General features: G+C 46.4%; 22 protein-coding genes and 1 pseudogene. 16 read left to right on the forward strand and 7 right to left on the reverse strand.

The window, feature by feature from the left end:
- Positions 1 to 113: 113 nt before the first annotated feature.
- The 3 genes and pseudogenes from J8N69_RS07500 to J8N69_RS07510 all read right to left on the reverse strand — a co-directional run.
- Positions 114 to 320 (reverse strand): annotated as a pseudogene (locus J8N69_RS07500) (aldehyde dehydrogenase (NADP(+))); the annotation flags it as partial.
- 461 nt (positions 321 to 781) lie between these two features.
- Positions 782 to 2,020, reverse strand: coding sequence for a type II toxin-antitoxin system HipA family toxin (locus J8N69_RS07505; RefSeq protein ID WP_168823872.1), 1,239 nt, complete (start codon positions 2,018 to 2,020; stop codon positions 782 to 784).
- Complete coding sequence (locus tag J8N69_RS07510) at positions 2,017 to 2,343, reverse strand: helix-turn-helix domain-containing protein (RefSeq protein WP_168823871.1); 327 nt, start codon at positions 2,341 to 2,343, stop codon at positions 2,017 to 2,019. Before J8N69_RS07510 ends, J8N69_RS07505 begins: the two co-directional genes overlap by 4 nt.
- Positions 2,344 to 2,706: 363 nt before the next feature.
- On the opposite strand from J8N69_RS07510, the gene J8N69_RS07515 reads away from it, so the two are divergent.
- Positions 2,707 to 3,654, forward strand: coding sequence for an NYN domain-containing protein (locus J8N69_RS07515; RefSeq protein WP_211084931.1), 948 nt, complete (start codon positions 2,707 to 2,709; stop codon positions 3,652 to 3,654).
- Between the two features lie 29 nt (positions 3,655 to 3,683).
- Here J8N69_RS07515 and J8N69_RS07520 read toward each other — a convergent pair whose 3' ends face one another.
- The gene (locus J8N69_RS07520) at positions 3,684 to 4,571 is read right to left on the reverse strand and encodes a LysR family transcriptional regulator (RefSeq protein WP_168823869.1); all 888 of its coding nucleotides are present in this window, start codon (positions 4,569 to 4,571) and stop codon (positions 3,684 to 3,686) included.
- A 96-nt stretch (positions 4,572 to 4,667) separates the two neighbouring features.
- On the opposite strand from J8N69_RS07520, the gene J8N69_RS07525 reads away from it, so the two are divergent.
- The 3 genes from J8N69_RS07525 to J8N69_RS07535 all read left to right on the forward strand — a co-directional run bounded on the left by J8N69_RS07525 (position 4,668) and on the right by J8N69_RS07535 (position 6,699).
- Positions 4,668 to 4,985, forward strand: coding sequence for a DMT family transporter (locus J8N69_RS07525; RefSeq protein WP_137170626.1), 318 nt, complete (start codon positions 4,668 to 4,670; stop codon positions 4,983 to 4,985).
- A gap of 72 nt (positions 4,986 to 5,057) precedes the next feature.
- On the forward strand, positions 5,058 to 6,011 hold the full coding sequence (locus J8N69_RS07530; RefSeq protein WP_211084929.1) for a LysR family transcriptional regulator: 954 nt from the start codon (positions 5,058 to 5,060) through the stop codon (positions 6,009 to 6,011).
- A gap of 73 nt (positions 6,012 to 6,084) precedes the next feature.
- Complete coding sequence (locus J8N69_RS07535; RefSeq protein WP_168823866.1) at positions 6,085 to 6,699, forward strand: LysE family translocator; 615 nt, start codon at positions 6,085 to 6,087, stop codon at positions 6,697 to 6,699.
- A 23-nt stretch (positions 6,700 to 6,722) separates the two neighbouring features.
- Here J8N69_RS07535 and J8N69_RS07540 read toward each other — a convergent pair whose 3' ends face one another.
- The gene (locus tag J8N69_RS07540) at positions 6,723 to 7,532 is read right to left on the reverse strand and encodes an AraC family transcriptional regulator (RefSeq protein WP_227804007.1); all 810 of its coding nucleotides are present in this window, start codon (positions 7,530 to 7,532) and stop codon (positions 6,723 to 6,725) included.
- A 113-nt stretch (positions 7,533 to 7,645) separates the two neighbouring features.
- Between J8N69_RS07540 and J8N69_RS07545 the strand changes: the two genes are divergently transcribed.
- From J8N69_RS07545 to J8N69_RS07565, 5 genes are all read left to right on the forward strand, one after another.
- Entirely contained in the window at positions 7,646 to 8,872 is a 1,227-nt protein-coding gene (locus tag J8N69_RS07545) for an MFS transporter (RefSeq protein ID WP_227804008.1), read from the forward strand.
- A 98-nt stretch (positions 8,873 to 8,970) separates the two neighbouring features.
- The gene (gene gmk, locus J8N69_RS07550; protein WP_168823862.1) at positions 8,971 to 9,594 is read left to right on the forward strand and encodes a guanylate kinase; all 624 of its coding nucleotides are present in this window, start codon (positions 8,971 to 8,973) and stop codon (positions 9,592 to 9,594) included.
- Between the two features lie 57 nt (positions 9,595 to 9,651).
- On the forward strand, positions 9,652 to 9,876 hold the full coding sequence (gene rpoZ, locus J8N69_RS07555) for a DNA-directed RNA polymerase subunit omega (protein WP_168823860.1): 225 nt from the start codon (positions 9,652 to 9,654) through the stop codon (positions 9,874 to 9,876).
- Positions 9,877 to 9,938: 62 nt separating this feature from the next.
- On the forward strand, positions 9,939 to 12,056 hold the full coding sequence (locus J8N69_RS07560) for a RelA/SpoT family protein (RefSeq protein ID WP_168823858.1): 2,118 nt from the start codon (positions 9,939 to 9,941) through the stop codon (positions 12,054 to 12,056).
- Between the two features lie 52 nt (positions 12,057 to 12,108).
- On the forward strand, positions 12,109 to 12,495 hold the full coding sequence (locus J8N69_RS07565; protein WP_072839391.1) for a RidA family protein: 387 nt from the start codon (positions 12,109 to 12,111) through the stop codon (positions 12,493 to 12,495).
- Positions 12,496 to 12,577: 82 nt separating this feature from the next.
- Here J8N69_RS07565 and J8N69_RS07570 read toward each other — a convergent pair whose 3' ends face one another.
- On the reverse strand, positions 12,578 to 13,417 hold the full coding sequence (locus J8N69_RS07570) for an NAD-dependent epimerase/dehydratase family protein (protein WP_168823856.1): 840 nt from the start codon (positions 13,415 to 13,417) through the stop codon (positions 12,578 to 12,580).
- A gap of 152 nt (positions 13,418 to 13,569) precedes the next feature.
- Here J8N69_RS07570 and J8N69_RS07575 point away from each other — a divergent pair, with 152 nt between their 5' ends.
- Both J8N69_RS07575 and recG read left to right on the forward strand, forming a co-directional pair.
- Positions 13,570 to 14,475 carry a hydrogen peroxide-inducible genes activator gene (locus J8N69_RS07575; protein WP_168823854.1) on the forward strand — a complete coding sequence of 302 codons (906 nt, stop codon included), beginning with the start codon at positions 13,570 to 13,572 and terminating at the stop codon, positions 14,473 to 14,475.
- Positions 14,476 to 14,542: 67 nt separating this feature from the next.
- A complete protein-coding gene (gene recG / locus J8N69_RS07580) occupies positions 14,543 to 16,624 on the forward strand; it encodes an ATP-dependent DNA helicase RecG (RefSeq protein ID WP_168823853.1) in 2,082 nt (693 codons plus the stop codon).
- Between the two features lie 7 nt (positions 16,625 to 16,631).
- Here recG and lrp read toward each other — a convergent pair whose 3' ends face one another.
- Positions 16,632 to 17,108, reverse strand: a complete 477-nt coding sequence (gene lrp, locus J8N69_RS07585; RefSeq protein ID WP_111637955.1) for a leucine-responsive transcriptional regulator Lrp — start codon at positions 17,106 to 17,108, stop codon at positions 16,632 to 16,634.
- 187 nt (positions 17,109 to 17,295) lie between these two features.
- Between lrp and J8N69_RS07590 the strand changes: the two genes are divergently transcribed.
- The 5 genes from J8N69_RS07590 (at position 17,296) to J8N69_RS07610 (ending at position 21,910) form a co-directional block, all read left to right on the forward strand.
- A complete protein-coding gene (locus J8N69_RS07590) occupies positions 17,296 to 17,571 on the forward strand; it encodes a hypothetical protein (protein WP_168823851.1) in 276 nt (91 codons plus the stop codon).
- A 119-nt stretch (positions 17,572 to 17,690) separates the two neighbouring features.
- Positions 17,691 to 18,713, forward strand: coding sequence for an amino acid ABC transporter substrate-binding protein (locus tag J8N69_RS07595; RefSeq protein WP_168823849.1), 1,023 nt, complete (start codon positions 17,691 to 17,693; stop codon positions 18,711 to 18,713).
- Between the two features lie 108 nt (positions 18,714 to 18,821).
- Positions 18,822 to 19,997, forward strand: coding sequence for an amino acid ABC transporter permease (locus tag J8N69_RS07600; RefSeq protein ID WP_168823847.1), 1,176 nt, complete (start codon positions 18,822 to 18,824; stop codon positions 19,995 to 19,997).
- A 10-nt stretch (positions 19,998 to 20,007) separates the two neighbouring features.
- Positions 20,008 to 21,108: an amino acid ABC transporter permease gene (locus J8N69_RS07605; protein WP_168823845.1), complete on the forward strand. Its 1,101-nt coding sequence runs from the start codon at positions 20,008 to 20,010 to the stop codon at positions 21,106 to 21,108.
- Positions 21,109 to 21,130: 22 nt separating this feature from the next.
- On the forward strand, positions 21,131 to 21,910 hold the full coding sequence (locus J8N69_RS07610; RefSeq protein WP_168823843.1) for an amino acid ABC transporter ATP-binding protein: 780 nt from the start codon (positions 21,131 to 21,133) through the stop codon (positions 21,908 to 21,910).
- Positions 21,911 to 21,930: the final 20 nt, after the last annotated feature.

Genomic DNA, 21,930 nt, shown 5'->3' on the forward strand with positions numbered 1-21,930 from the left:
CTTGGGCTAAATTGACGCCATTCTATGCCAGAGCCGAATAAGGTCAATCCCTTGACCCGTCACGGCAGTAGGTTCTTTCTCCCTCATTAATGTATTTTCGTACTCTTTTGTCATTATTCTTTTATACGCTTTTTAGTATTCACACCGTTTACTAAACGTTCGATATTGAGAGGGTTGTCATTTTTCAACGCGTCAGGGAGAACGGAGTCTGGATAATTTTGAAAACAAACTGGACGCAAGAATCGGTCGATAGACAACGTTCCTACTGATGTGCCACGAGCATCTGAAGTGGCCGGAAATGGCCCGCCATGCACCATTGACAAAAGGGAACCATGCTTCCTTAAATGATCATCCATATTGGAAACCACGGAGTTAACCTCAATTCCTCGCCATAGTTAAGCAAAGTCAGCTTTATATCAAACGTCCGATATGTATAAAAAACTAGAAAAATTATACATGTCACCAGTCACATGTATAATTTTTCACAAGATGTATGTCGATACCATCGACATTTCAAGCTGTCATGTCGAAATCCCCTCACTTTTTCGACATGAAAAGACCAAATCCTTACAACATGTCTATTTTTTCGTGTTTTTTATACATAACCCAAAATCACCTCAACAAGCTTTTGCGGTCTCGCCAGCAGCCGTCGGCATAGCTGTCTATCCTGTAAATCGTTTTCGAACTCATATCTTTACTAGCATAAGTGTTTATTTTCGTATTCACCTTCACATAAAAGAAATTATAAATTCATTAATCATCAAATATTAAAATTATAGTTTCAATTTATTACGCGTTCCAGAGTTTTTTGTTCTTGTCTGTTTATGCCTATTTCATTAGCGTAAACCTGCCAGTTGCTGACCACATTTTGTAGCTCCGAGAGAATTTGCTTCGCTTCTGTCGCGGATAGCTGGAAATAAGGCGCAACCTCTAGCGCTAAGTCTAGGCTTAGCTCGTTAGAATATTCATCAATATTAAGATGAAGCCCTGTGGCACCTATGGAAATATTGATGTCATAAGCTGGCGATAGTCGCCAGCCAGAACCCTCTTCTACCAATATAAAGCCATGATTTCTTAGGTGGTCATCGCTATTGCGAACCATAATATTGAAAGCCAAACGCCGCCAAAGTTGGGCTAGATCAGCTTGAGTATTTGCCCCTTGTTCCATTAAAAATTGCGCAAGTTCAAGGTAACTCGCTCCGGCATCACCATCGTAGTAACCAAGCTGAGTCATGGCAGAGGAAAAATGATGTCTTGTTTCTCCCTCTCGATCAAAGCGTTGCGTTAAAAAAGTATGATGAGGACTATTAAATTGTAAGATTTTACAAGGTGCCATATTGATCCCAGCATCGATGGCCATGCGATACACCAAGTACTCCCAAGCGCCTATGTCATGATTGTCATAACGGCTGGGGAATTTCGCTAACCAGAGTTCCTCTCCATCCATAACACAGGCTTTTGGACGTGCTCCACCAAGTGACGATCCAGGAGAGATCAACATAAACAGCCACTTAAGATAGTCTGGGTTATCTACATCTGGATCTTGCTCTATCTGACTAACGGCATGCTCTAATTCTCGTAAGCTCGACATGGGAGGCGTAGCAAACTGTTGATCGTTGTCTAAAAAAGGGCCATCTTTGGATAACTTGAAGCGTAAAGCCCCCATTCTGTAGGTGTCATGAACGCCAAGCAGGTAATCCGAATCATTCAATCTTCGAATTTGTCGTTGCTCACGCCTTGCTAAAACGGCTTCTCTCCGTTGCATTAGCAAACGCCCCCAACGATCTGGGCAGGAGTCTAGGAAGGCCCGAAAATTCCGCGCATCGTTATTGAATTGATCGCCTCTGAATAGCTGTAACTGAGGGTCTATCTGCATGGCAAAAGGCGAAGTTAGCCAATTCTCGTCATAAGAAAATCGATACACTTCAACGCCTCGAACGAGGTCTGTTTCTAGCGCCCCCACAAGTTCAGGTTGCGCCATGGTGTGCCAATGAGCATAGACATAAATAGATCGACTCATGACGGTTGGCTCGTTGGTTTCTTTTTATGTTTGGCGGTTAGTAGTTCAATATCTTGCAACCTTCTACCAAACTCATCGTCCAGAGCAACTTTGCCAAGGTCGGCAGCTAATCCAAGCACAGATAACACCACAAGGTAATGGCCAATCGACACACTCGGCTCGCCTCGGGTGATGTTACGTAACGTCGGCATAGAAAGGCCTGTTCGTTCGGATAACCTTGTCTGAGTGATTTTTCGACGTTTCATCGCCAAGGAGATATTCTCACCCAATATTTTCAGCATTCGTAAATCTTTGGGGAACACCACAGCAGATCGAGAAGACATAAACTAAACCTTCATAAAATAATAATTTTTAAAATTATAGTTTCATTTTGTTGTTATGTCACTTGCTGTATTCTGCATTTAGCCGAGACAAAAATCGTAAAGATAGCTTTCCTCGCTTTAGTGATGCTGTCGATATAAGACGTTGGCATACTCGTTGGTGGTGAGTGCTTTTATTCCTTTTTGATTAAATACTGATATTAAAATAATTAAACTGATAGCTTTTTAAAATTTATCATTCCGTCCCTTAGGGACTAGTATAAAAGGCATAAAACTTACCCTTCTTCCACGCGTGGCATTACGACCCCTGGAGTTGGGAGAAAAAACCGGCCTCTGGCCGGTTTTTTTACTTCTAAGGATAGAGCAGTGAAAACCAAAGTGTATATCGATGGATATAATTTATACTATGGATGCCTCAAGAACACCCCATACAAGTGGCTCGATTTACATCGGTTAATTGAGTTACTTATCTCAAGATCCGATCACCCAGACGCTAATATAAATACCAAACACGCCATTAAATTCACAACAGCTGATATAAGCCCAAAAGCCGCGTCAGATCAGAACTCTCCAAACGACCAACGCTCATATCACCAAGCACTGTATCTCTACAGACCAACTATTGAGATCATTAAAGGTGCCTACTCTATAGAAAAAAGCACATATCCCATCGTCGAACAAGACGAGTCAGGCAAAGATAAATCGCCTAGCGAAAGCCAGCGAATGATGGTCTGGAAAATCGAGGAAAAACAGAGCGATGTCAATGTCGCTTTGGAAGCAGTCTATGACGTACTCACAGACTCAACATTAGAGCAAGTCATATTCGTGACAAATGACACAGACATAATACCCGCCTTAAAAAAGATTCGGCTTATCAATGATGAACGCCCAAATAGCACTGTTCAAATAGGATTAATTACCCCATCAAGGGTCGGAAAACACCAACGCACAACGAACCCTAACCTAAGTAAATTAGCGACATGGACGATTGAGTACATAACAAATGAAGAATTAGAAACGTCTCAATTACCTAGCAGAGTATCAGGCAAAAAAAGTTCAGCCATAAAACCCACGTCTTGGTTCAAGCATGCACAAGAGGTTCAAGAGATACTTGATATCCTAACTCATTTAGACGTGCTTGGCTCAATACCACGTGCTTGGCGTTGGTTATCAGAGCCAAAACCAGAAGTAGAAGGATTGCCTATATTAGTCTCTACACCAGATCGTATGCTAAATACACTTGCTGGAATTGAAGCAGTGAAACTACATGCGATTACATTTGCCCAGTACAAAATAAACCAACAGAAAAAGTGAGAAAACCCAAAAAACTCTTTTTACCCTGCCTATCGTTCAGTAGAAAAGGCGTTTTTCAACGCGTCGAACAGCCATTGATGAGCAGGGCCGCGCAAGGCGCCTTTTTTGCAAACGAGGTCGACGGGGACGGACCAAGGTTTGTGGTCGAAGGTGACGTCTATATTTTGCAATAGTCCTGATTGCACAAAAGGCTGAACCAGTGACAGAGGCAAATAAGCCCAGCCTATTTGTTGCTTCACTAATTCCAACACGCTGTAGTTACTGGAACACCACCAGGCATTTGGCGTCATGCTGATGAGCACTTGTGACTCACGCTTTTGCTGGCCTCTCACGGCAATTTGACGATAAGGCATGAGATCCGATTCGGATAAACGTCGCAAGGCCGCTAAGGGAGAATCCACATGGCAAACAGCGACAAAGTCGACACTGCCCACGTAACAGAAATCCACTTTTTTATTGGCTTCCACTTCTGAAAACATCACACCAATGTCCACGTTGCCATCGGCCACAATGGGAATAATATCGGGAGACGCCAAGGAAATAAGATCAATCTCCACATGAGGAAAGGCTTGGGCAAACAAGGCTAAAATAGCCGTTACATATGGCGTTAATAGCGCGTCGTCAACGGCAATTGTCAACGCACCTTCTTCATGGCGCGTTATGGATTCGGCAATTTTTTCGAACTCATGGGACTGCGCTAATAAGGCTTTTGCGCTGCGCAGTAAGCGCTCCCCTTCTGGCGTGAGCTTGGGGCTACGGGAGGTGCGATCAAACAATTCAACGCCTAAGTCTATTTCTAAATTGTTAATCCCATGACTGACGGCCGATTGCACTTTACCGAGCTTTCTGGCGCACGCAGAAAAAGACCCCAACTCTGCGGACAGCACCAGCATATTAATTTGTTCTAGACTCAACATATGAATTATTTCGATGGTTATTAACTTTTAAATGTCACAATTATTGATAGTCTAGCGTGCAAATAACGTTGTCTTCAACACATTAAGGGGTAAGGCATGAGTTGGTTGTATTTGTTGTTGGCGGGATTAACGGAAATCGGTTGGCCTGTGGGGCTAAAAATGGCGCAATCTGGCGGCTCAAAAGTGCTGGGCATCGCCATTGCGGTTGGCTTTATGGCCGTTAGCGGCACCTTACTTTGGTTGGCACAAAAAGAAATTCCCATGGGCACCGCCTATGCGGTTTGGACAGGAATCGGCGCGTCTGGCACCTTTTTATTGGGCATTTGGTTTTATGGCGACCCGACCTCTTTGCTGCGCTACATGGGCGTGTTGCTGATTATTCTAGGTGTGGTGGTGTTAAAGTTTGCCCATTAAACTGTTTGCCCATTAAGCTGGGCAATTCACCTTGCGTTATGATGAGTAAAGCCGAAAAATAAGCCGACCACTATGTCAGCCTGTGAGCCTATCGAGATGATCCACCGTGTTAACCTAAATTTGTTGCGTTCGTTAAAGGTACTGCTGGAAGAGCGTCATGTTAGCCACGCGGCCAATAAATTGAATCTGACACAATCCGCCGTCAGCCGTCAGCTTAGTCAGCTCAGGCATTTATTTGCGGATCCATTGCTCATTCGCGAAGGCAACACCCTGATCCCCACACCTAAAGCGCTACAACTGCAAACGAAGCTGACTCATTGGTTTCTGGAGTTGGATGATTTGCTGGTAGAAGAGGCATTCGAGCCGGCAAAATGGCATGGCGAGTTTGTGCTCTCGTCCAGCGATTATGTGGCGCAGTATATTTTGCCTGATATTGTCGAGGCCTTGGCGATACAAGCGCCAAATGCATCAATGCAGTATCGTTTATGGCAGCCAGATTTATTGCCTCAGCTTGCCACCTCCGATATTCAGTTGGCATCAAGCATGTCTTTGACACAACCAGAAGGTGTGTCTTCTGTTCAAATAGGCGAAGACTCCCCCGTTTGCATGATGAGTGATGCTCACCCTTTGGCAACGCAGGACACTCTGAGTATTGCCGATCTACTCGCCTACGCTCATATTAAAGTGATCGGCGGTGGCGACAAAGACAGCTACGTGGATGAGGCGTTAGCCAAGCTAGAAAAGCGGCGGCGCTTTGCGCTAAAAGTGCCATTTTTCTATGCGGCAGCGCAATCACTGTGTCAAAGTCAGTACCTTTTGGTGATTCCAGAACACATTGCTCGAAATTTAAAAAACCACTTCTCACTGACCTATAAACAGCTTCCCATCACAACACCACGCCATAAGTACTGGCTCATTTGGCATGCAAAATACGACAACGACTCTTCTCATCTATGGGTAAGAAGCCTCGTGTTGCAGGTGATGTCAAAAGCCGCTTATTCCATTGGCTATGATAAAGAATCATAACCATTATGAGAAAAGATGATTTCATATAATACCAAGGGCTTGCTAATCTGCTTCAATCATTAAGGAGCAGCGTATGTCACTGTCTATTTGGTTTTCCCTGTTTACCATTTGTTTGCTTGGTGCCATGTCACCAGGTCCGAGTCTCGCGATGGTCATCAAGCACAGTTTGGCGGGTGGTCGAGCAAACGGTTTGGCCACTTCTTGGGCACACGCGACTGGCTTTGGCTTGTACGCGCTGCTTTCCATGCTGGGTTTGGCGGTGATTTTCCATCAGTTGCCTTTGCTGTTTTATGTTATCAGTTACGCGGGGGCGGCGTATTTGGCTTACCTTGGTTTAAATGCCCTACGTTCCAAAGGCGGCATTGCGGCTAAGTTAGAATCAGGCACTCGCGTTAGCGTGTTTCAGTCAGCCAAAGAAGGTTTTCTGGTCTCTATTTTAAGCCCAAAAATCGCCTTATTTTTTGCCGCGTTATTCAGCCCTTTTGTAGTAGAAGTCCATCAGGTAAGTGGAAAAATGCTCATGGTAGCAACGCCTTGGCTGGTGGATGGTCTTTGGTACTCCTTAATTGCATGTCTTTTATCGAATGCGCGCTACTTGGAAAAATTGCGCAGCAAAGCCATGTGGATTGATCGCTTATCTGGCTTGGCGTTAATTTTCTTGGCGCTGTATATTCTCACGACGGTCTAAGCGAACCCTGACGGGGCGCTCTGTCACTCCTTTCCCCATCGTTCGATCCGATATTGTCTTGGGGATTTACCCAGCGCCTTTTTGAAGAAGGTGATGAAGGCGCTGACGGAATCGTAGCCGAGCTCTTCAGAGATGGTTTGGATGGGTAGATTAATGGCGAGTTTTTGTAACGCCAGCACAATGTGCAGTTGGCTACGCCATTGACCGAAGGTGAGTTGCACGTGGCGTTTGATCATCCGCGCTAAGGTGCGCTCGCTCATGGCGAAGTCACTGGCCCATTCTCCTAAAGTGCGTTTTTCACTGGGTCGGGCGATAAGTTCAAGCGCAAGGCGATTTAATACCGGCTCATCGGGAATCGGAAAATCGAACTCTTCTCGCTCTAATTGAATCAGTTGATCAATAAGCACATCCACCAGCCGATCCGTCGCTGGGTCTGTCTTTTCATAGTCTTGTTGCCTGTGCAGATGCAATATTAGCTCGCGCACAAAAGGTGTGACGGTTAAGGTGCAGGCCCTGTCTGGCAAAGACAAATCGCGGCTGTCGACAAACAACATGCACACGTCCGCATTGGGCGAAATCTGGTTGCGATGCATCACATTACTGGGAATCCACACCGCGCAGCGTGGCGGCACCAGCCACATTTTGTCATCGATAAAGCTGGTCACGACGCCCGTTAACGGCAATACCAGCTGGCCTTTTTGATGTTGATGCCACGGCGTTTCCTCAGGGTGAGGCACAGATTGGGAGCGCAATACCAAGATGCGATGCGGGTAGTGATCGGCAAAACAGAGGTTCGTTAGCGATTCAAAAATGGTTTTGTCTGTATTTCGCAATTTATTGTCCAAGTCTCTCAATTCAGCAAGCAGCGTAACTCATATAATAGTCAATCGACAATCTCTCTTTGAGGACTTGGCATGACAGCTCTTTTTTTAGAAGAATGGACACCATGAAACGATTACAACGATTAGCACAACACGACGCGGCCTTTTTACTGTTATTTATTTTTTTGGTGGCATTGAGCTTACGCGGCCCAGTCACAGGCTTGCCGCCATTATTAGACAGAATCAGTACGGATCTAAATCTCAGCAGCTCGCAATCTGGTTTGCTCACCAGCTTGCCCTTGTTGGCGTTTGCTTTTTTTGCGCCGGTGGCGTCTTGGCTGACTCGGCATTTTACCATTGAGCGAATTCTCGCGTCGGGTGTGGGTCTGATTGCCATTGGCATGGTGATTCGCACATTCGGCTCGATTAGCAGCTTGTATCTTGGAGCGGTTTTTATCGGCGCCGGCATCGCCATTGGTAACGTATTGCTGCCCAGTTTGCTAAAGCGCGAGTTTCCCCATCACGTGGTGCAGCTTACCGCCATCTATGTATTGATGATGAGCATCGGCGGTTTTTTAATGTCGAGCTTTGCCGTGCCATTAAGTCTGTACGCGGAACAGACCACGTTTCACTTGCCCATGAGTGGCTGGTCCTTTGCGTTGGCGTGCCAAAGCCTGCTGATTCTATTGCCCTTGGTGGTGTGGTTTAGCTGCAAAATCACTCAGCATCAAACCTCAAAAACTGGCAATGTCGAGGTGGCGACCTCGGTTTGGCGTTCCGTCACGGCATGGCAAGTGGCTAGCTTTTTGGCGGTCAACTCGCTGATTAATTACATTGTTGTTGCTTGGGTACCGGCTATTTTAATGAGCAATGGTTACACGGATTCTACCGCTGGACTTTACCAAGGCTATTTGCAATTAGCCGGTGCCATTCCGTCGTTGATTCTAGCGCCCTTTATTAATCGTTTGGGCAGCCATCGACGCTTATGTTTGTTTGCTACTGGGCTGACGTCTTTGAGCGTGGCGGGCTTGTTATTTATTCCGAGCTGGTCTGGCGTCTGGTCAGTATCGTTTGGGTTCGGCGTCAGCATGGGCTTTATTTTAGGTTTATCGTTCGTCAGCTTACGAACCAACAGCCCAAAACAAGCCGCCGCCTTGTCTGGCATGGCGCAGTTAATTGGTTACACGCTGGCGGCAGTAGGGCCCGTCTTGATTGGGGCGCTGTACGACTGGCATGCTTCGTGGCAAGCGCCTCTGTATGTCATTCTGGCCATTGGTTGTGTATGGATGCTGCTAGGTTGGCTGGCCAGCCCAACGCCACAGCCGACAACAAAGCAAGAAAAAAGCCTGTAGGCAAAACCATAGGAAAAGGAAAACAGCGAGACATAAGGCCATGTGATATACTCATCCGTCTCTTATATCGACCCTGATTATCGGATGTATAGGCTCCTATGGATCAACACACTGGCAACTTATTTATACTGTCTGCGCCTTCTGGTGCAGGCAAGTCTTCATTATACAAAGCCTTGTTACAGGCCGACGATAAAGTACGCATCTCCATTTCTCATACCACTCGCGCCCCACGCGCGGGCGAAGAGCATGGCCGAGAATACTACTTTATCGATGATGAATCCTTCTTAGATATGATCGCGGAAGACGCCTTTTTCGAACACGCCCAAGTGTTTGATCATTACTACGGCACGTCGAAAGCGTCTATTTTTAACCTGTTAGAACAAGGTCTGGATGTCATTCTAGAAATAGACTGGCAAGGGGCGCGCCAAGTTCGCCAGCTCTACCCGAATGCCATCGGCATCTTCATTTTGCCTCCCTCGCTGTCCGCATTAGAAGCGCGCTTAAAAAGTCGTGCGACAGACACCGACGATGTCATTCAGCGTCGTATGTCAAAGGCGGTGAGTGAAATGTCGCATTATCATGAGTACGACTTTGTTATCGTCAATGACGATTTTGACGTCGCTCTTGCAGAAATGTCGTCCATTTTTATGGCAATGCGGACAAAAACCCCTGTTATGCAACAAAAACATGGCAATCTTATAAATGATCTCTTGTCATTGTGAGAAGCCGTTAAGTAGAATTACCCTTGGAAAAATAGATAACCGAACACAGAGGTCAAAATGGCTCGAGTTACCGTAGAAGATTGTTTAGAAAACGTTGATAACCGCTTTGAACTAGTGATGGTCGCGTCAAAACGCGCACGTCAACTCGCCACCGGCGGCGAAGACGCCAAAGTGCCTTTAGAAGGCGACAAAGTGACTGTAATTGCACTACGTGAAATAGCGGAAAATTTGATCAACGCTAAAAATGTTGATCAGCAAAAACGCCCATTGCACGAGTTTTAATCTCTATGGTGTCGCTCATTGCACAGTTGTCGTGTTTCTTTTCTGCCAATGTGAGGTGAGCGATGTATACCATTGAAGATTTAGCACTAACCCTAAGTCAGTACTTGCCCTACGAGCAAGTCGCCAAAGTAAAACGCGCCTACTACTACGCCCAGCAAGCCCACGACGGGCAGCGACGCAAAAGTGGCGAGCCTTATGTCACCCATCCTCTCGCGGTCGCCGAAATTTTGTCAGAACTTCGGATGGATTGTGATGGATTGACAGCGGCATTACTGCACGATGTGATTGAAGACACTGGCATCAGCCGCGAAGCACTCACTGAGCAATTTGGTGAAGGTGTGGCGGGCCTTGTAGATGGCGTCAGTAAATTGACCCATTTAGAATTCAACAGCCAAGTCGAAAAACAAGCCCATAACTTCCAAAAAATGGCCATGGCCATGGCCGATGATATTCGCGTCATTTTGGTTAAGTTAGCGGACAGATTGCACAACATGCGCACCTTAGATGCCATGCCAGCCCATAAAAAACGCCGAATCGCCCGTGAAACCTTAGACATTTATGCGCCTATCGCCAACCGTTTAGGCATGTACAACGTCAGGGTAGATTTAGAGTCGCTCGCCTTTCAAGCCTATTACCCAATGCGCGCGCGTATGTTGCAAAAGGCCATCCATAAAAAGTATGGTCAGCAGCGCATCAAAGATACGCAAAAGCTGGAAGACACGATTCGATCGGAATTGGCCGCCGACTATATTGAAGCCAGTATCAGCGTTCGAGAAAAGCACATTTACAGCATTTATCAGAAGATGGACAAAAAACGCCGTTCTTTAGATGAAATCATGGACGTTATGGGCGTACGCATCGTAACCGACCGCCATGACAGCTGTTATCGCATTCTTGGCGTTATTCACGCGCTTTTCAAACCGATTGAAGGCCGTTTCAAAGATTACATCGCGGTACCAAAATCCAATGGTTACCAATCGCTTCATACCACGGTATTAGGCGCCAACGGCATTCCGATGGAAATTCAGATCCGCACAGAAGAAATGGATTTGGTGGCCAATAACGGTATTGCCGCCCATTGGGCTTACAAAGTCAGTGGCACATCCAACATGCCAAGTAACCATGACCGCGCCACAAAATGGGTGAAAAGCTTGTTGGAAATTCAGCAAAAAGCCCGTAATCCAGTGGAATTTGTTGATAACGTCAAAAGCGATTTGTTCCCTGACGAAGTGTACGTTTTCACCCCTAATGGCCAAATTATTGAACTGCCTTCTGGGGCAACGCCGGTGGATTTTGCCTATGGCGTTCATACGGAAATCGGCAACACCTGTATCTCTTGTCGCATTAACCGTCGTCTCGCGCCATTAAGCACACAGTTGGAAAGCGGCCAAACGGTTGAAATCATTACGGCCAAAAACGCCCAGCCCAATGTGGCTTGGCTAAGCTTTGCGATTACCGGTAAAGCGCGCACCAACATTCGTCATTATTTAAAAGACAAACAACGCGAGAACGCCATCTCCATTGGCAATCGCCTGCTGACTCGCTCACTCAATGCCTTTAAGACCAACATTGAAGAATTAACCACCGAACAAATCGCACAAGTGTTAGCCAACCACCAGCTCACCAGTATGGACGATTTATTAGAGTCCATCGGCAAGGGCCGTCATGTGGGCTATCTGGTCGCCCGTGAACTCTTCCCGAATATTGACGAAGACACCTTGGTGACGCCAAAATCCTTTAAAGTAAATGGCTCAGAAGGCATGTTGATTTCTTATGCCAAATGTTGCGCACCGATTCCTGGCGACCCGATTGTGGGTTATGTTCAAGTCGACAAAGGCATTATTATTCATCATCTTAATTGCCCAAATGTGCAAGACCATTTATCCAGCCCTGAACGCTTTATCCATATGGCATGGGGCAAAGAGATCGAAGAAGAGCTGCATATTAGCCTTATCGTGACTTATATTAATGAGCGTGGTGCGGTAGCGAACATCGCCAGTTCGATCAGCGATACGGACTTCCAAGTGTCGAATCTTGATATTATTGAACGCGGCCGCGTCAGTCGTTTACGCCTGAGCATTACCATTTCCAGCCGCGTTGGTTTGGCCGACGTAATGCGTCGCATCAAAGCGGTTCGTTGTGTGGAAAAAGTCTCGCGCGAAACCATTGTGGGACGCTAACCTGTCTTAATTTACTCTGCTACTTACATTCCCTAAAAAAGGCTACTTATTTATGTCAAAACAAGTGATTCACACTGAAAACGCCCCAGCGGCGATTGGCCCATATTCTCAAGCGGTACGCGCTGGCAACACAGTGTATTTGTCTGGTCAAATTCCTTTGGTGCCAGAAACCATGGAAGTGATCAGCGAAGACATCGTTGAGCAAACCACTCAAGTCTTCAAAAACCTACAAGCGGTTTGTGAAGCGGCTGGTGGCTCCCTAGAAAACGTGGTGAAATTCAACATTTTCATGACAGATCTAGGCAACTTCGCCACCGTCAACGAAGTGATGATGCAATTCGTTAAACAACCTTACCCCGCTCGCGCAGCAATGGGCGTTCGTGCTTTGCCGAAAGGCGTTCAAGTAGAAATCGAAGGCATTATGGTATTGGAAGACTAACCTCTTCCACTCCATCCTTTGAGTCAAAATAAAAAAGAGGCCGCGGCCTCTTTTTTTATAGCTGTTTTACATCAAGCTGTTATCACAAAGCATTAAACTCACGCAACAGTTCATGATAACCCGCCACATAACTCGGATACTTTAACTGCCAACCTTGTGACAGCAAGTATTGCCCTTGAATACGCTTTCCAGAAGTCGGCACAAAGCCTTCGCCGCTGTTTACCGTCACGTTGGCACCAAGGCAAGTGGCCAACCAAAGCTTGACTTCCCACATAGAAACCGGCGTTTGGTCGGTTACGATCACCTGTTCTGGCAATGGTTTTTCCGCTAGCGCACCCTTCGCCAACAACACCAGAGCGGAAACAACGTCATCTCGGTGAATCCGATTGGTCCAGCTGTTAGCGCCCCAGTCTTTTTCACTTAATACCGTCTCTAATAAGCGAAAGCGCCCCGGACCATAAATACCAGAACAACGCACGGCGACACTCGAAAACGCGGCCGCTAATGATTGTTCGGTGTCGAACAAAATCTGCGCAGTGACAGAAGCGGGTTGTGCTGGCGTCATTTCATCTATCCATTCCCCTTGACTCTGCCCATAGACGCTGGTGCTGGAGACAAAAAACACCTTTGGTTGTGCGTCTCTTGCGTGATAACGACGAATCAACACCTGAGCCGTCTCAAAATACGCCAAACGATAGGCGTCTTCATGGCGACCATTAGGCGTCATAATCAAAAACACCATATCCACATCCGGCAGGCGCTCATCATTCATATCGAGTAAATCGCCCGTAATGCCAACAACGCCATCAGGGAACTGTGCTTTGGTTCGACGAATACCAGTCACCTCATGACCATTTATCACCAACTCGGCGGCCAAACCTGAGCCTAAATCACCACAACCCGCGATGAGTATTTTTGCCATTTTCCTTCTCCAAGCGCTCATGATGAGCCCTGTCTGTCGCTTACGTTGAAAGCCTCTTGCAAGAAATTTCGCCAAGAAAAAGACTAAGTGTTATTAAATTATGTATTATCATAGTTATTAACAATGAATCAGCCAAGGGTAAAAGGTGTGTTATGACATTAACGGAATTGAAATACATCGTAATGCTGGCGGAAGAAAAACATTTTGGTCGTGCTGCAGAGCGCTGCTATGTCTCGCAGCCAACACTGAGTGTCGCGGTTAAAAAGTTGGAAGAAGAGCTCGGCACCGCCATTTTTGAACGCAGCAAAAGCTCCGTTTATGTTACGCCTATTGGCGAGCAGATCATTACCCAAGCGAAGCGTGTGCTTGATCAGGCCAATACCATCAAAGAGCTGGCCTCTTCGGGCAAAAACCAATTAAAAGGCGCTCTCAAGGTTGGTGCGATTTTTACCATCGCGCCTTACTTGTTTCCTTTTATGATTCCCTCTTTGCACAAAATCACCTCGGGCATGCCCTTAATCATCGAGGAAGATCTCACTGAAAACTTACGCCCTAAACTGCGTAACGGCGAATTAGACGCCATTATTGTGGCGCTGCCTTTTCGGGAACCGGATGTGGTCACCCAACCGATTTACGAAGAAGAATTCATGGTGCTCATGCCCAAACATCACCCATGGACCAAGTTATCCAGCATCGACACGGATCAGCTCTCCACCGATAACCTGTTGCTGCTTGGCAAGGGCCACTGTTTTAGTGAACAAGTGCTCGAAGCCTGTCCATTGGTTAACGAAAGCGAATTTGGTGACGGCCGTACCATAGTCAATGGCAGTTCACTGGAAACCATTCGCTATATGGTGGCATCAGGATTAGGCGTCACCGTCTTACCCAAATCGGCGGCCATGAACATTAATCACGAGATGCTGGAAGTGCGCCCGTTTACGGCACCCGCCCCCAAACGCACCGTGGCGTTAGCTTGGCGCGCCAGCTTCCCTCGCCCCAAAGCGATCGAAGCCGTTAGTCAGTCAATCCGTGATGCTTGTAAGCAACTAGACCTTTAGAGCAGTAGATTATTAGATTTATAGAACGGTTGGATTGATAGAACGGTTGGATTGATAGAGAGTAGATATGATCGATGGATTAGACACTCAGGACGTACGTGAGCTAAAGGGCGTTGGCGATGCGATGGCGGAAAAGCTCGCCAAGCTGCATTTGCACACGGTGCAAGATCTGCTATTTCATTTGCCGATTCGCTATCAGGACAGGACGCGGGTTGTCCCTATCGGAATGCTGCGCTTTGGCGATGAAGCCGTCATTGAAGGAGAAGTCACTGGCGCTGAAATCAAAATGGGCAAACGCCGTAGTTTGCTGTGTCGTATCAAAGATCATACTGGCACCTTGTGTTTGCGTTTTTTTCATTTCTCGGCCGCGCAAAAAAAACAACTGGAATCCGGCAAGCGAGTTCGTTGCTTTGGGGAAATTCGCCGTGGCAGTACAGGCTTTGAAATCTATCATCCTGAATACAAAGTGATTGGCGACGACGAAACACAAGAAGAAACCGCGCAACTGACACCAATTTATCCGCTGACTGATGGTTTAACACAAACCAAAATTCGCCAACTTTGCGAGCAAGCGTTAGAGCGATTAACCCCTTACAACTTACAAGAATGGCTACCTGATGAAATCCGCACCCAATTCAGCCTACCACCGCTGAGCGATGCGATTCACTTTCTGCATCATCCATCAAGAGAAGCCAATCTCGAATTACTAAGATCGGGCACTCATCCCGCGCAATATCGTTTGTCTTTTGAAGAACTCATGGCGCACCAGCTTTCTTTAATCGGTAAGCGTATGAAAGCCAAGCAGGATGTCGCCATCCAAGTGCCAGCCGCCGGTGAATTAAGCCAACGACTCCTACAACAGCTGCCGTTTTCGCCAACCAATGCGCAAAGTCGAGTGTTTCAGGAGATCCTTCATGACCTCGGCTCAGGTCATCCTATGCTGCGTTTGGTGCAAGGGGACGTAGGATCGGGGAAAACCTTAGTCGCCGCGTTAGCTGCGGCGTCTGTCGTACAGTCGGGCTATCAAGTCGCCATCATGGCGCCAACCGAAATTCTTGCCGAGCAGCATTATCTTAATTTCACCCAATGGTTTGCACCGCTCGGCCTGAAAGTCGCGTGGATGATAGGCAAACTCAAAGGCAAAACACGAGAAAAGGAGCTGGCCGATATTGCTTCTGGACAGGCTCAAATCATTGTTGGCACCCATGCGTTATTTCAAGACACGGTCGAGTTTGACCGCTTAGCACTGGCTATTATCGACGAACAACATCGCTTTGGCGTACATCAACGTATGGCGCTGCGCGAAAAGGGCATGAAGCATGGCTTCCAGCCCCATCAGCTGATTATGACCGCCACGCCGATTCCCCGAACCTTAGCTATGTCGGCGTATGCTGATTTGGATTGCTCCATCATTGACGAGCTACCGCCGGGGCGTACTCCGGTAAATACGATTGTGGTATCGGATCAGCGCCGACAAGAAGTCATAGATCGCGTGAAAAGCGCCTGCGAGGAAGGCAAGCAGGCTTATTGGGTTTGTACCTTGATTGAAGAGTCCGAGGCGTTGCAATGCCAAGCCGCAGAAGACACCGCCATCTTGTTGCAAGAACAGCTTGGCGGGCTTCGTATTGGCTTAGTTCATGGGCGTTTAAAAGCCCAAGAGAAAGCGGACATCATGGCGAAATTCAAAGCGGGTGAAATTCAGTTATTGGTCGCCACCACCGTCATTGAAGTCGGCGTGGATGTGCCAAACTCTAGCCTCATGGTGATCGAAAACCCGGAAAGACTTGGACTCGCCCAACTTCACCAATTGCGCGGTCGTGTGGGTCGAGGGCAAACCGCCAGCCATTGTGTGCTGCTGTATAAAGCGCCATTGGGACAACAAGGTAAAGAACGCCTTTCTACCATGCGAGAAACCAGCGACGGTTTTAAAATCGCCGAAAAAGATCTTGAACTGCGTGGCCCAGGTGAATTACTCGGCACCAGACAAACGGGGCTTTGGGAGTTTAAAGTCGCGGATTTACAGCGCGATAAAGGCTTACTGGATGACGTTCAGAAAGCCGCCACACTGCTTCACAGCCGATATCCAGAGTGCGTTTCGCCGCTATTAGTCCGATGGTTACCAAACCACGACCAATATTTAAACGTCTGATCGAGGTTTAAGGAATGCTCACCACAGTGGTGTTTTTGACTTCTTCCATGGCAACATAAGTACGTGATTCTCGTACATGTGGCAGGGTTAACAAGGTTTCACCCAGTAAAAGACGATACGAGTCCATGTTGGACACGCGGGCTTTTAGAAGGTATTCAAAATCACCGGCGATGAGGTGACATTCTAAAATTTCTGGAATTTCCGTCACGGCGGCTTTGAACTCATTGAAACCTTCTGGAGACGTTGTCTTAAGACGGATTTCGACAAACACCAACAGCCCTGCGTCCACTTTTTTAGGATTAACCAAAGCACAATAGCCCGTAATGTAACCATTACGTTCCAAACGGCGTACCCGCTCCAAACAAGGTGTCGCACTTAATCCCACTCGACTCGCCAACTCCACATTCGACAAACGGCCATTTATTTGCAGTTCTCGAAGAATTTTTTTGTCTAAGCGGTCAAGCGGTTTTGCTGAGTTATCCATCTGACGTGGATCTCCTTACATGACTTGAATTGATATTAACGAAAGGTGTGAAATACACGGCCTTCTCTAAGTCTACCACGCTGTTTATAAACTATGGAAAGCGCTTTATTCAATATATTTAATCTGCCAATTCGAATAACACACAACAAAGCACCAAAATGATGCAAAAAATTCATTTGGCATAAAAATGGATCAATATATTGCCTTTCTGCCCCTTTATGACGGCCAAAAAACGCGCCAGCAAACGCTGAGTGCATTGATTTTGCTGACTTCAGAAAAGATGCTACATTATTTTAAACACTTCAGGTATTCGTCTTTTTTTGCTGAAAAGGTGCAAAAAATAAGCATTCGACTCTTCGTTGTTACCATTTTATCCTTGACTACGCCTCAAAAGAGTAATTCTATAGGGGTATGTGATGATCTTTCAGAGGAATCGTCTACATATCCTAAACAACAAGAATAATTAAATGTTGGCACTAACTTTGCTTTATTAAAATTCAGGTAATTAACAAGTTTTAACCTGAATCGTACTGTTTAAGCTAGATAGCAACATAAATAAAAACGCCTGGGAGGCTCAATACAATGAAATCGAATGTGAGTAAACTACTGTCTACAGCAGCAATCGCCGCAACCTTCAGTGTAGGTGCTACGGCAGCAACGCTTGACGATGTTAAGGCAAAAGGCTTCGTTCAATGCGGTGTCAGTTCAGGTGTTCCAGGATTTTCTAATGCCGATGACAAAGGTAACTGGTCTGGTATCGATGTTGATGCTTGTCGCGCGGTTGCTTCTGCAATTTTTGGCGATGGCCAAAAAGCAAAATTCACTCCCCTTTCGGCTAAAGAACGATTGACCGCATTACAGTCTGGTGAAATCGACGTATTGACTCGTAACACCACTTGGACCTACACCCGTGATGCCTCTTTGGGTTTAGATTTCACCGCCGTTAACTTCTATGACGGCCAAGGCTTCATGGTACGTAAAGACCTAGGTGTAACCACGGCAATGGACCTAGATGGCGCTACCGTTTGTACTGAGCAAGGTACAACAACCGAATTAAACATGGCGGATTTCTTCCGTAAAAACAAACTGTCTTATGTACCCGTTGTTGTACAAAAAGCAGACGAAGCACTAGCCGCTTATGACTCTGGCCGTTGTGACGTATACACAACAGACAAGTCCGGTTTAGCGGCTCACCGTACAAAACTAGCCGATCCAAAAGCACACCTTATTCTTCCAGAAACCATTTCTAAAGAACCTCTCGCTCCCGTTGTTCGTCATGGCGACAACCAGTGGAAAGACATCGTAACTTGGGCTTTGCATGTTCAAGTAAACGCAGAAGAAATGGGTATCTCGTCTAAAAACGTCGCTAAGATCAAGAGCGAAACAAACGATCCTAGTATCAAGCGTATGCTAGGTGTTGAAGGCGATATGGGGGCTCAACTTGGCCTACCCGCTAGCTGGGCGTATGACATTATCGCGAACGTCGGTAACTATGGTGAAATATTTGAGCGTAACGTTGGTCCATCTACGCCTGTAGATATTCCTCGTGGCCTTAATGCGCTATGGACTGAAGGCGGTGTCATGTACGCGCCACCTGTTCGTTAATCTCCCCCAAAGCGACCTGCTTGGGTATTGACTCAGCGGCAACAACCGCCGCTGAGTTTCTTCCCCCTTTCTTACACATCTGACGAGCATTTCATTGCCTGAACCAAGATGAGCGATAATACAACTCCTAACAACAACAGCTTCTTGCACGATGCTGGCAACCGCGCCATGATCTTTCAAGTTTTGCTGCTCGCGGTGGTGGTTTTTGTAGGCTATTACTTATTTAGCAATCTACAAGCCAACCTCGACAATCGAGGAATTTCAACGGGTTTTTCATTTTTTAATGAGCCTGCTGGCTTTCCAATCCTTATCCACCTAATCGAATACACCGAAGCCAACACTTACGGACGAGCGTTTTTCGTTGCGTTGATCAACACCATCGTTATTTCGTTATTAGGCATCGTACTAGCCACCATTATTGGTGTGATAATGGGCCTTGCTCGTTTATCAAAAAACTGGTTAGTTGCCCGTTTAGCCACGATATACATTGAAGTAATGCGTAATATTCCGCTCTTACTGCAAATGTTTTTTTGGTATTTTGCGGTACTTGCAGCACTTCCTGCTCCCGCACAGAGCTACGAGTTTGCGGATTTCCTACTCAATAAACGTGGTATTTACTCGCCAAACCCAATGATTCAAGACGGTTTTGGCTTGGTGGTTTTTGGTTTTATCCTGTCAATTGTTGCCTCTATTGGCTTGGTTATTTGGGCCAAAAAACGTCAAACAAAAACCGGCTTGTGGTTTCCCGCATACTGGTCGTCTCTCGGCTTAATAATTGGTATTACCTTTCTCTTTTTAGCCGTTGCAGGCTTTCCTATTGAGTTTGATTTACCACAAAAAAGTCGCTTTAACGTGACCGGAGGTATGGTATTACCGCCTGAGTTCGTGGCGGTTTTAGTCGCATTATCTACTTATACGGGTGCGTTTATTGCGGAGATTGTTCGTGCCGGTATCTTGTCGGTTAACTGGGGACAAACCGAAGCAGCTCGTTCATTAGGCTTGCGTGATAACCTAACGCAACGCTTAATCGTCTTGCCGCAAGCGCTACGCGTTATTATTCCCCCCCTGACTAGCCAATACCTGAACCTGGCGAAAAACTCCTCCCTAGGCGCCGCCATTGCTTACCCAGAATTGGTCGCCGTCGTCATGGGAACAACGCTGAACCAAACCGGTCAGGCGATTGAAACCATTGGTCTTTGTATGTTGGTTTACGGCTCATTAAGTTTGTCTATTTCAATCTTTATGAACTGGTACAACAGCAAAATGTCATTAATTGAACGTTAGGAGGTAGATCATGGCTATCATATTTAAACCATTACCCGACCTCCCGCCACCTTCGACCTCTGTCGGTGCCGTCGCTTGGGTACGTCAAAATTTATTTTCGTCCCCACTTAATGTGTTTCTCACATTATTTAGCGCCTACCTGTTGTATTTGCTTGTTCCCCCGATCGTTTCGTGGGCATTTATTAATGCAACATGGGAAGGCACGTCTAAGGCGGCCTGTACCGGAGGCGGAGCTTGCTGGGCTTTCGTCAGTGTTTACTTTGACCAGTTTATGTATGGTCTGTACCCAGAAAAAGAAACATGGCGAATTAATTTGGCGGTTATTTTATTAATCGTAATGGTCGGTGCGTTTGCGATCAAAACGATTAACAAATTATACCTTTCTGTCGCTATTATTTTTGTCTATCCCATTGTGGCTTACTGTTTGTTTGCTGGGGGCGTGTTTGGTCTAGAAGCCGTCGAAACATCTCTATGGGGCGGCCTTTTCCTTACCGTACTGCTGGGGGTGGTCGGTATTGTGGCGTCTTTCCCGTTAGGGGTTTTGTTGGCCCTTGGTCGACGCTCTGATATGCCAATCGCCAAATCCGTTTGTGTGGTGTTCATCGAAACCATCCGGGCGGTACCACTGATTACCATCTTGTTTATGGCGTCGGTGATGATCCCACTGTTTTTACCAGACGGCATAAATTTTAATAAGCTGTTGCGCGTGTTGATCGGCATTATCTTATTCTCTTCAGCCTATATGGCAGAAGTGGTTCGTGGTGGTTTACAAGCTATTCCAAAAGGGCAATATGAAGCAGCCGATGCGATGGGGTTAACCTATTGGCAATCGATGATTCTAGTGGTGTTGCCACAAGCCTTAAAGCTGGTCATTCCAGGCATTGTTAATTCCTTTATCAGTTTGTTTAAAGACACTACCTTGGTCTATATCGTGGGTATGTTTGACTTTTTAGGGAGGATTCAAGCCGCTAACCATGACTCCAATTGGTTAGGAACGACCATTGAAGGCTACGCTTTCGCGGCCTTGATTTATTTTATTATCTGCTTTGGTATGTCACGCTACAGTATGGCTCTTGAGCGTAAATTAGAAACTGGGCACAAGCGAAATTAGTTAGGAATTTGAGGTCTTTATCATGACAAATACAAATATGGCTCGTGCCCAACTCGCGCAGGGCGAAGAAGCGATCATCGAGTTTAACGATGTTAATAAGTGGTACGGTGATTTTCACGTACTCAAAAATATCAACTTTAGCATTAAAAAAGGCGAACGCATTGTTGTCTGTGGGCCTTCAGGCTCGGGCAAATCAACCATGATACGTTGCATTAACCGCCTTGAAGAACATCAAAAAGGCGCTATTTTGGTTGATGGCGTGGAGATGAACAACAACTTAAAGAACATCGAAGCGATCCGTAAGGACGTGGGAATGGTGTTTCAGCACTTTAACTTGTTTCCACACTTGAGCATTTTAGAAAACCTGACCTTGGCACCAATCTGGGTACGCAAGACGCCAAAGAAACAAGCAGAAGAAATGGCCATGCATTACTTGGAGCGAGTAAAAATCGCCAACCAAGCATTGAAATTCCCAGGCCAGCTTTCTGGTGGTCAGCAGCAACGCGTGGCGATTGCTCGTGGTTTGTGTATGCAGCCGCGCATCATGTTATTTGATGAGCCAACGTCAGCGCTTGATCCTGAGATGATCAAAGAAGTACTGGACGTCATGGTTCAGTTGGCGGAAGAAGGCATGACCATGGTGTGTGTCACGCACGAAATGGGCTTTGCCAAAACCGTGGCTGACCGTGTGGTGTTTATGGATGCCGGTGAAATCGTCGAGGCCAATGAGCCTCATGAATTCTTCGACAATCCGCAACACGATCGTACGCAAATGTTTTTAAGTCAGATTCTAAATCACTAAGTAATTACTTCGTTTTAAAA

Source organism: Marinomonas profundi (genome assembly GCF_020694005.1).
GTDB lineage: Bacteria > Pseudomonadota > Gammaproteobacteria > Pseudomonadales > Marinomonadaceae > Marinomonas > Marinomonas profundi.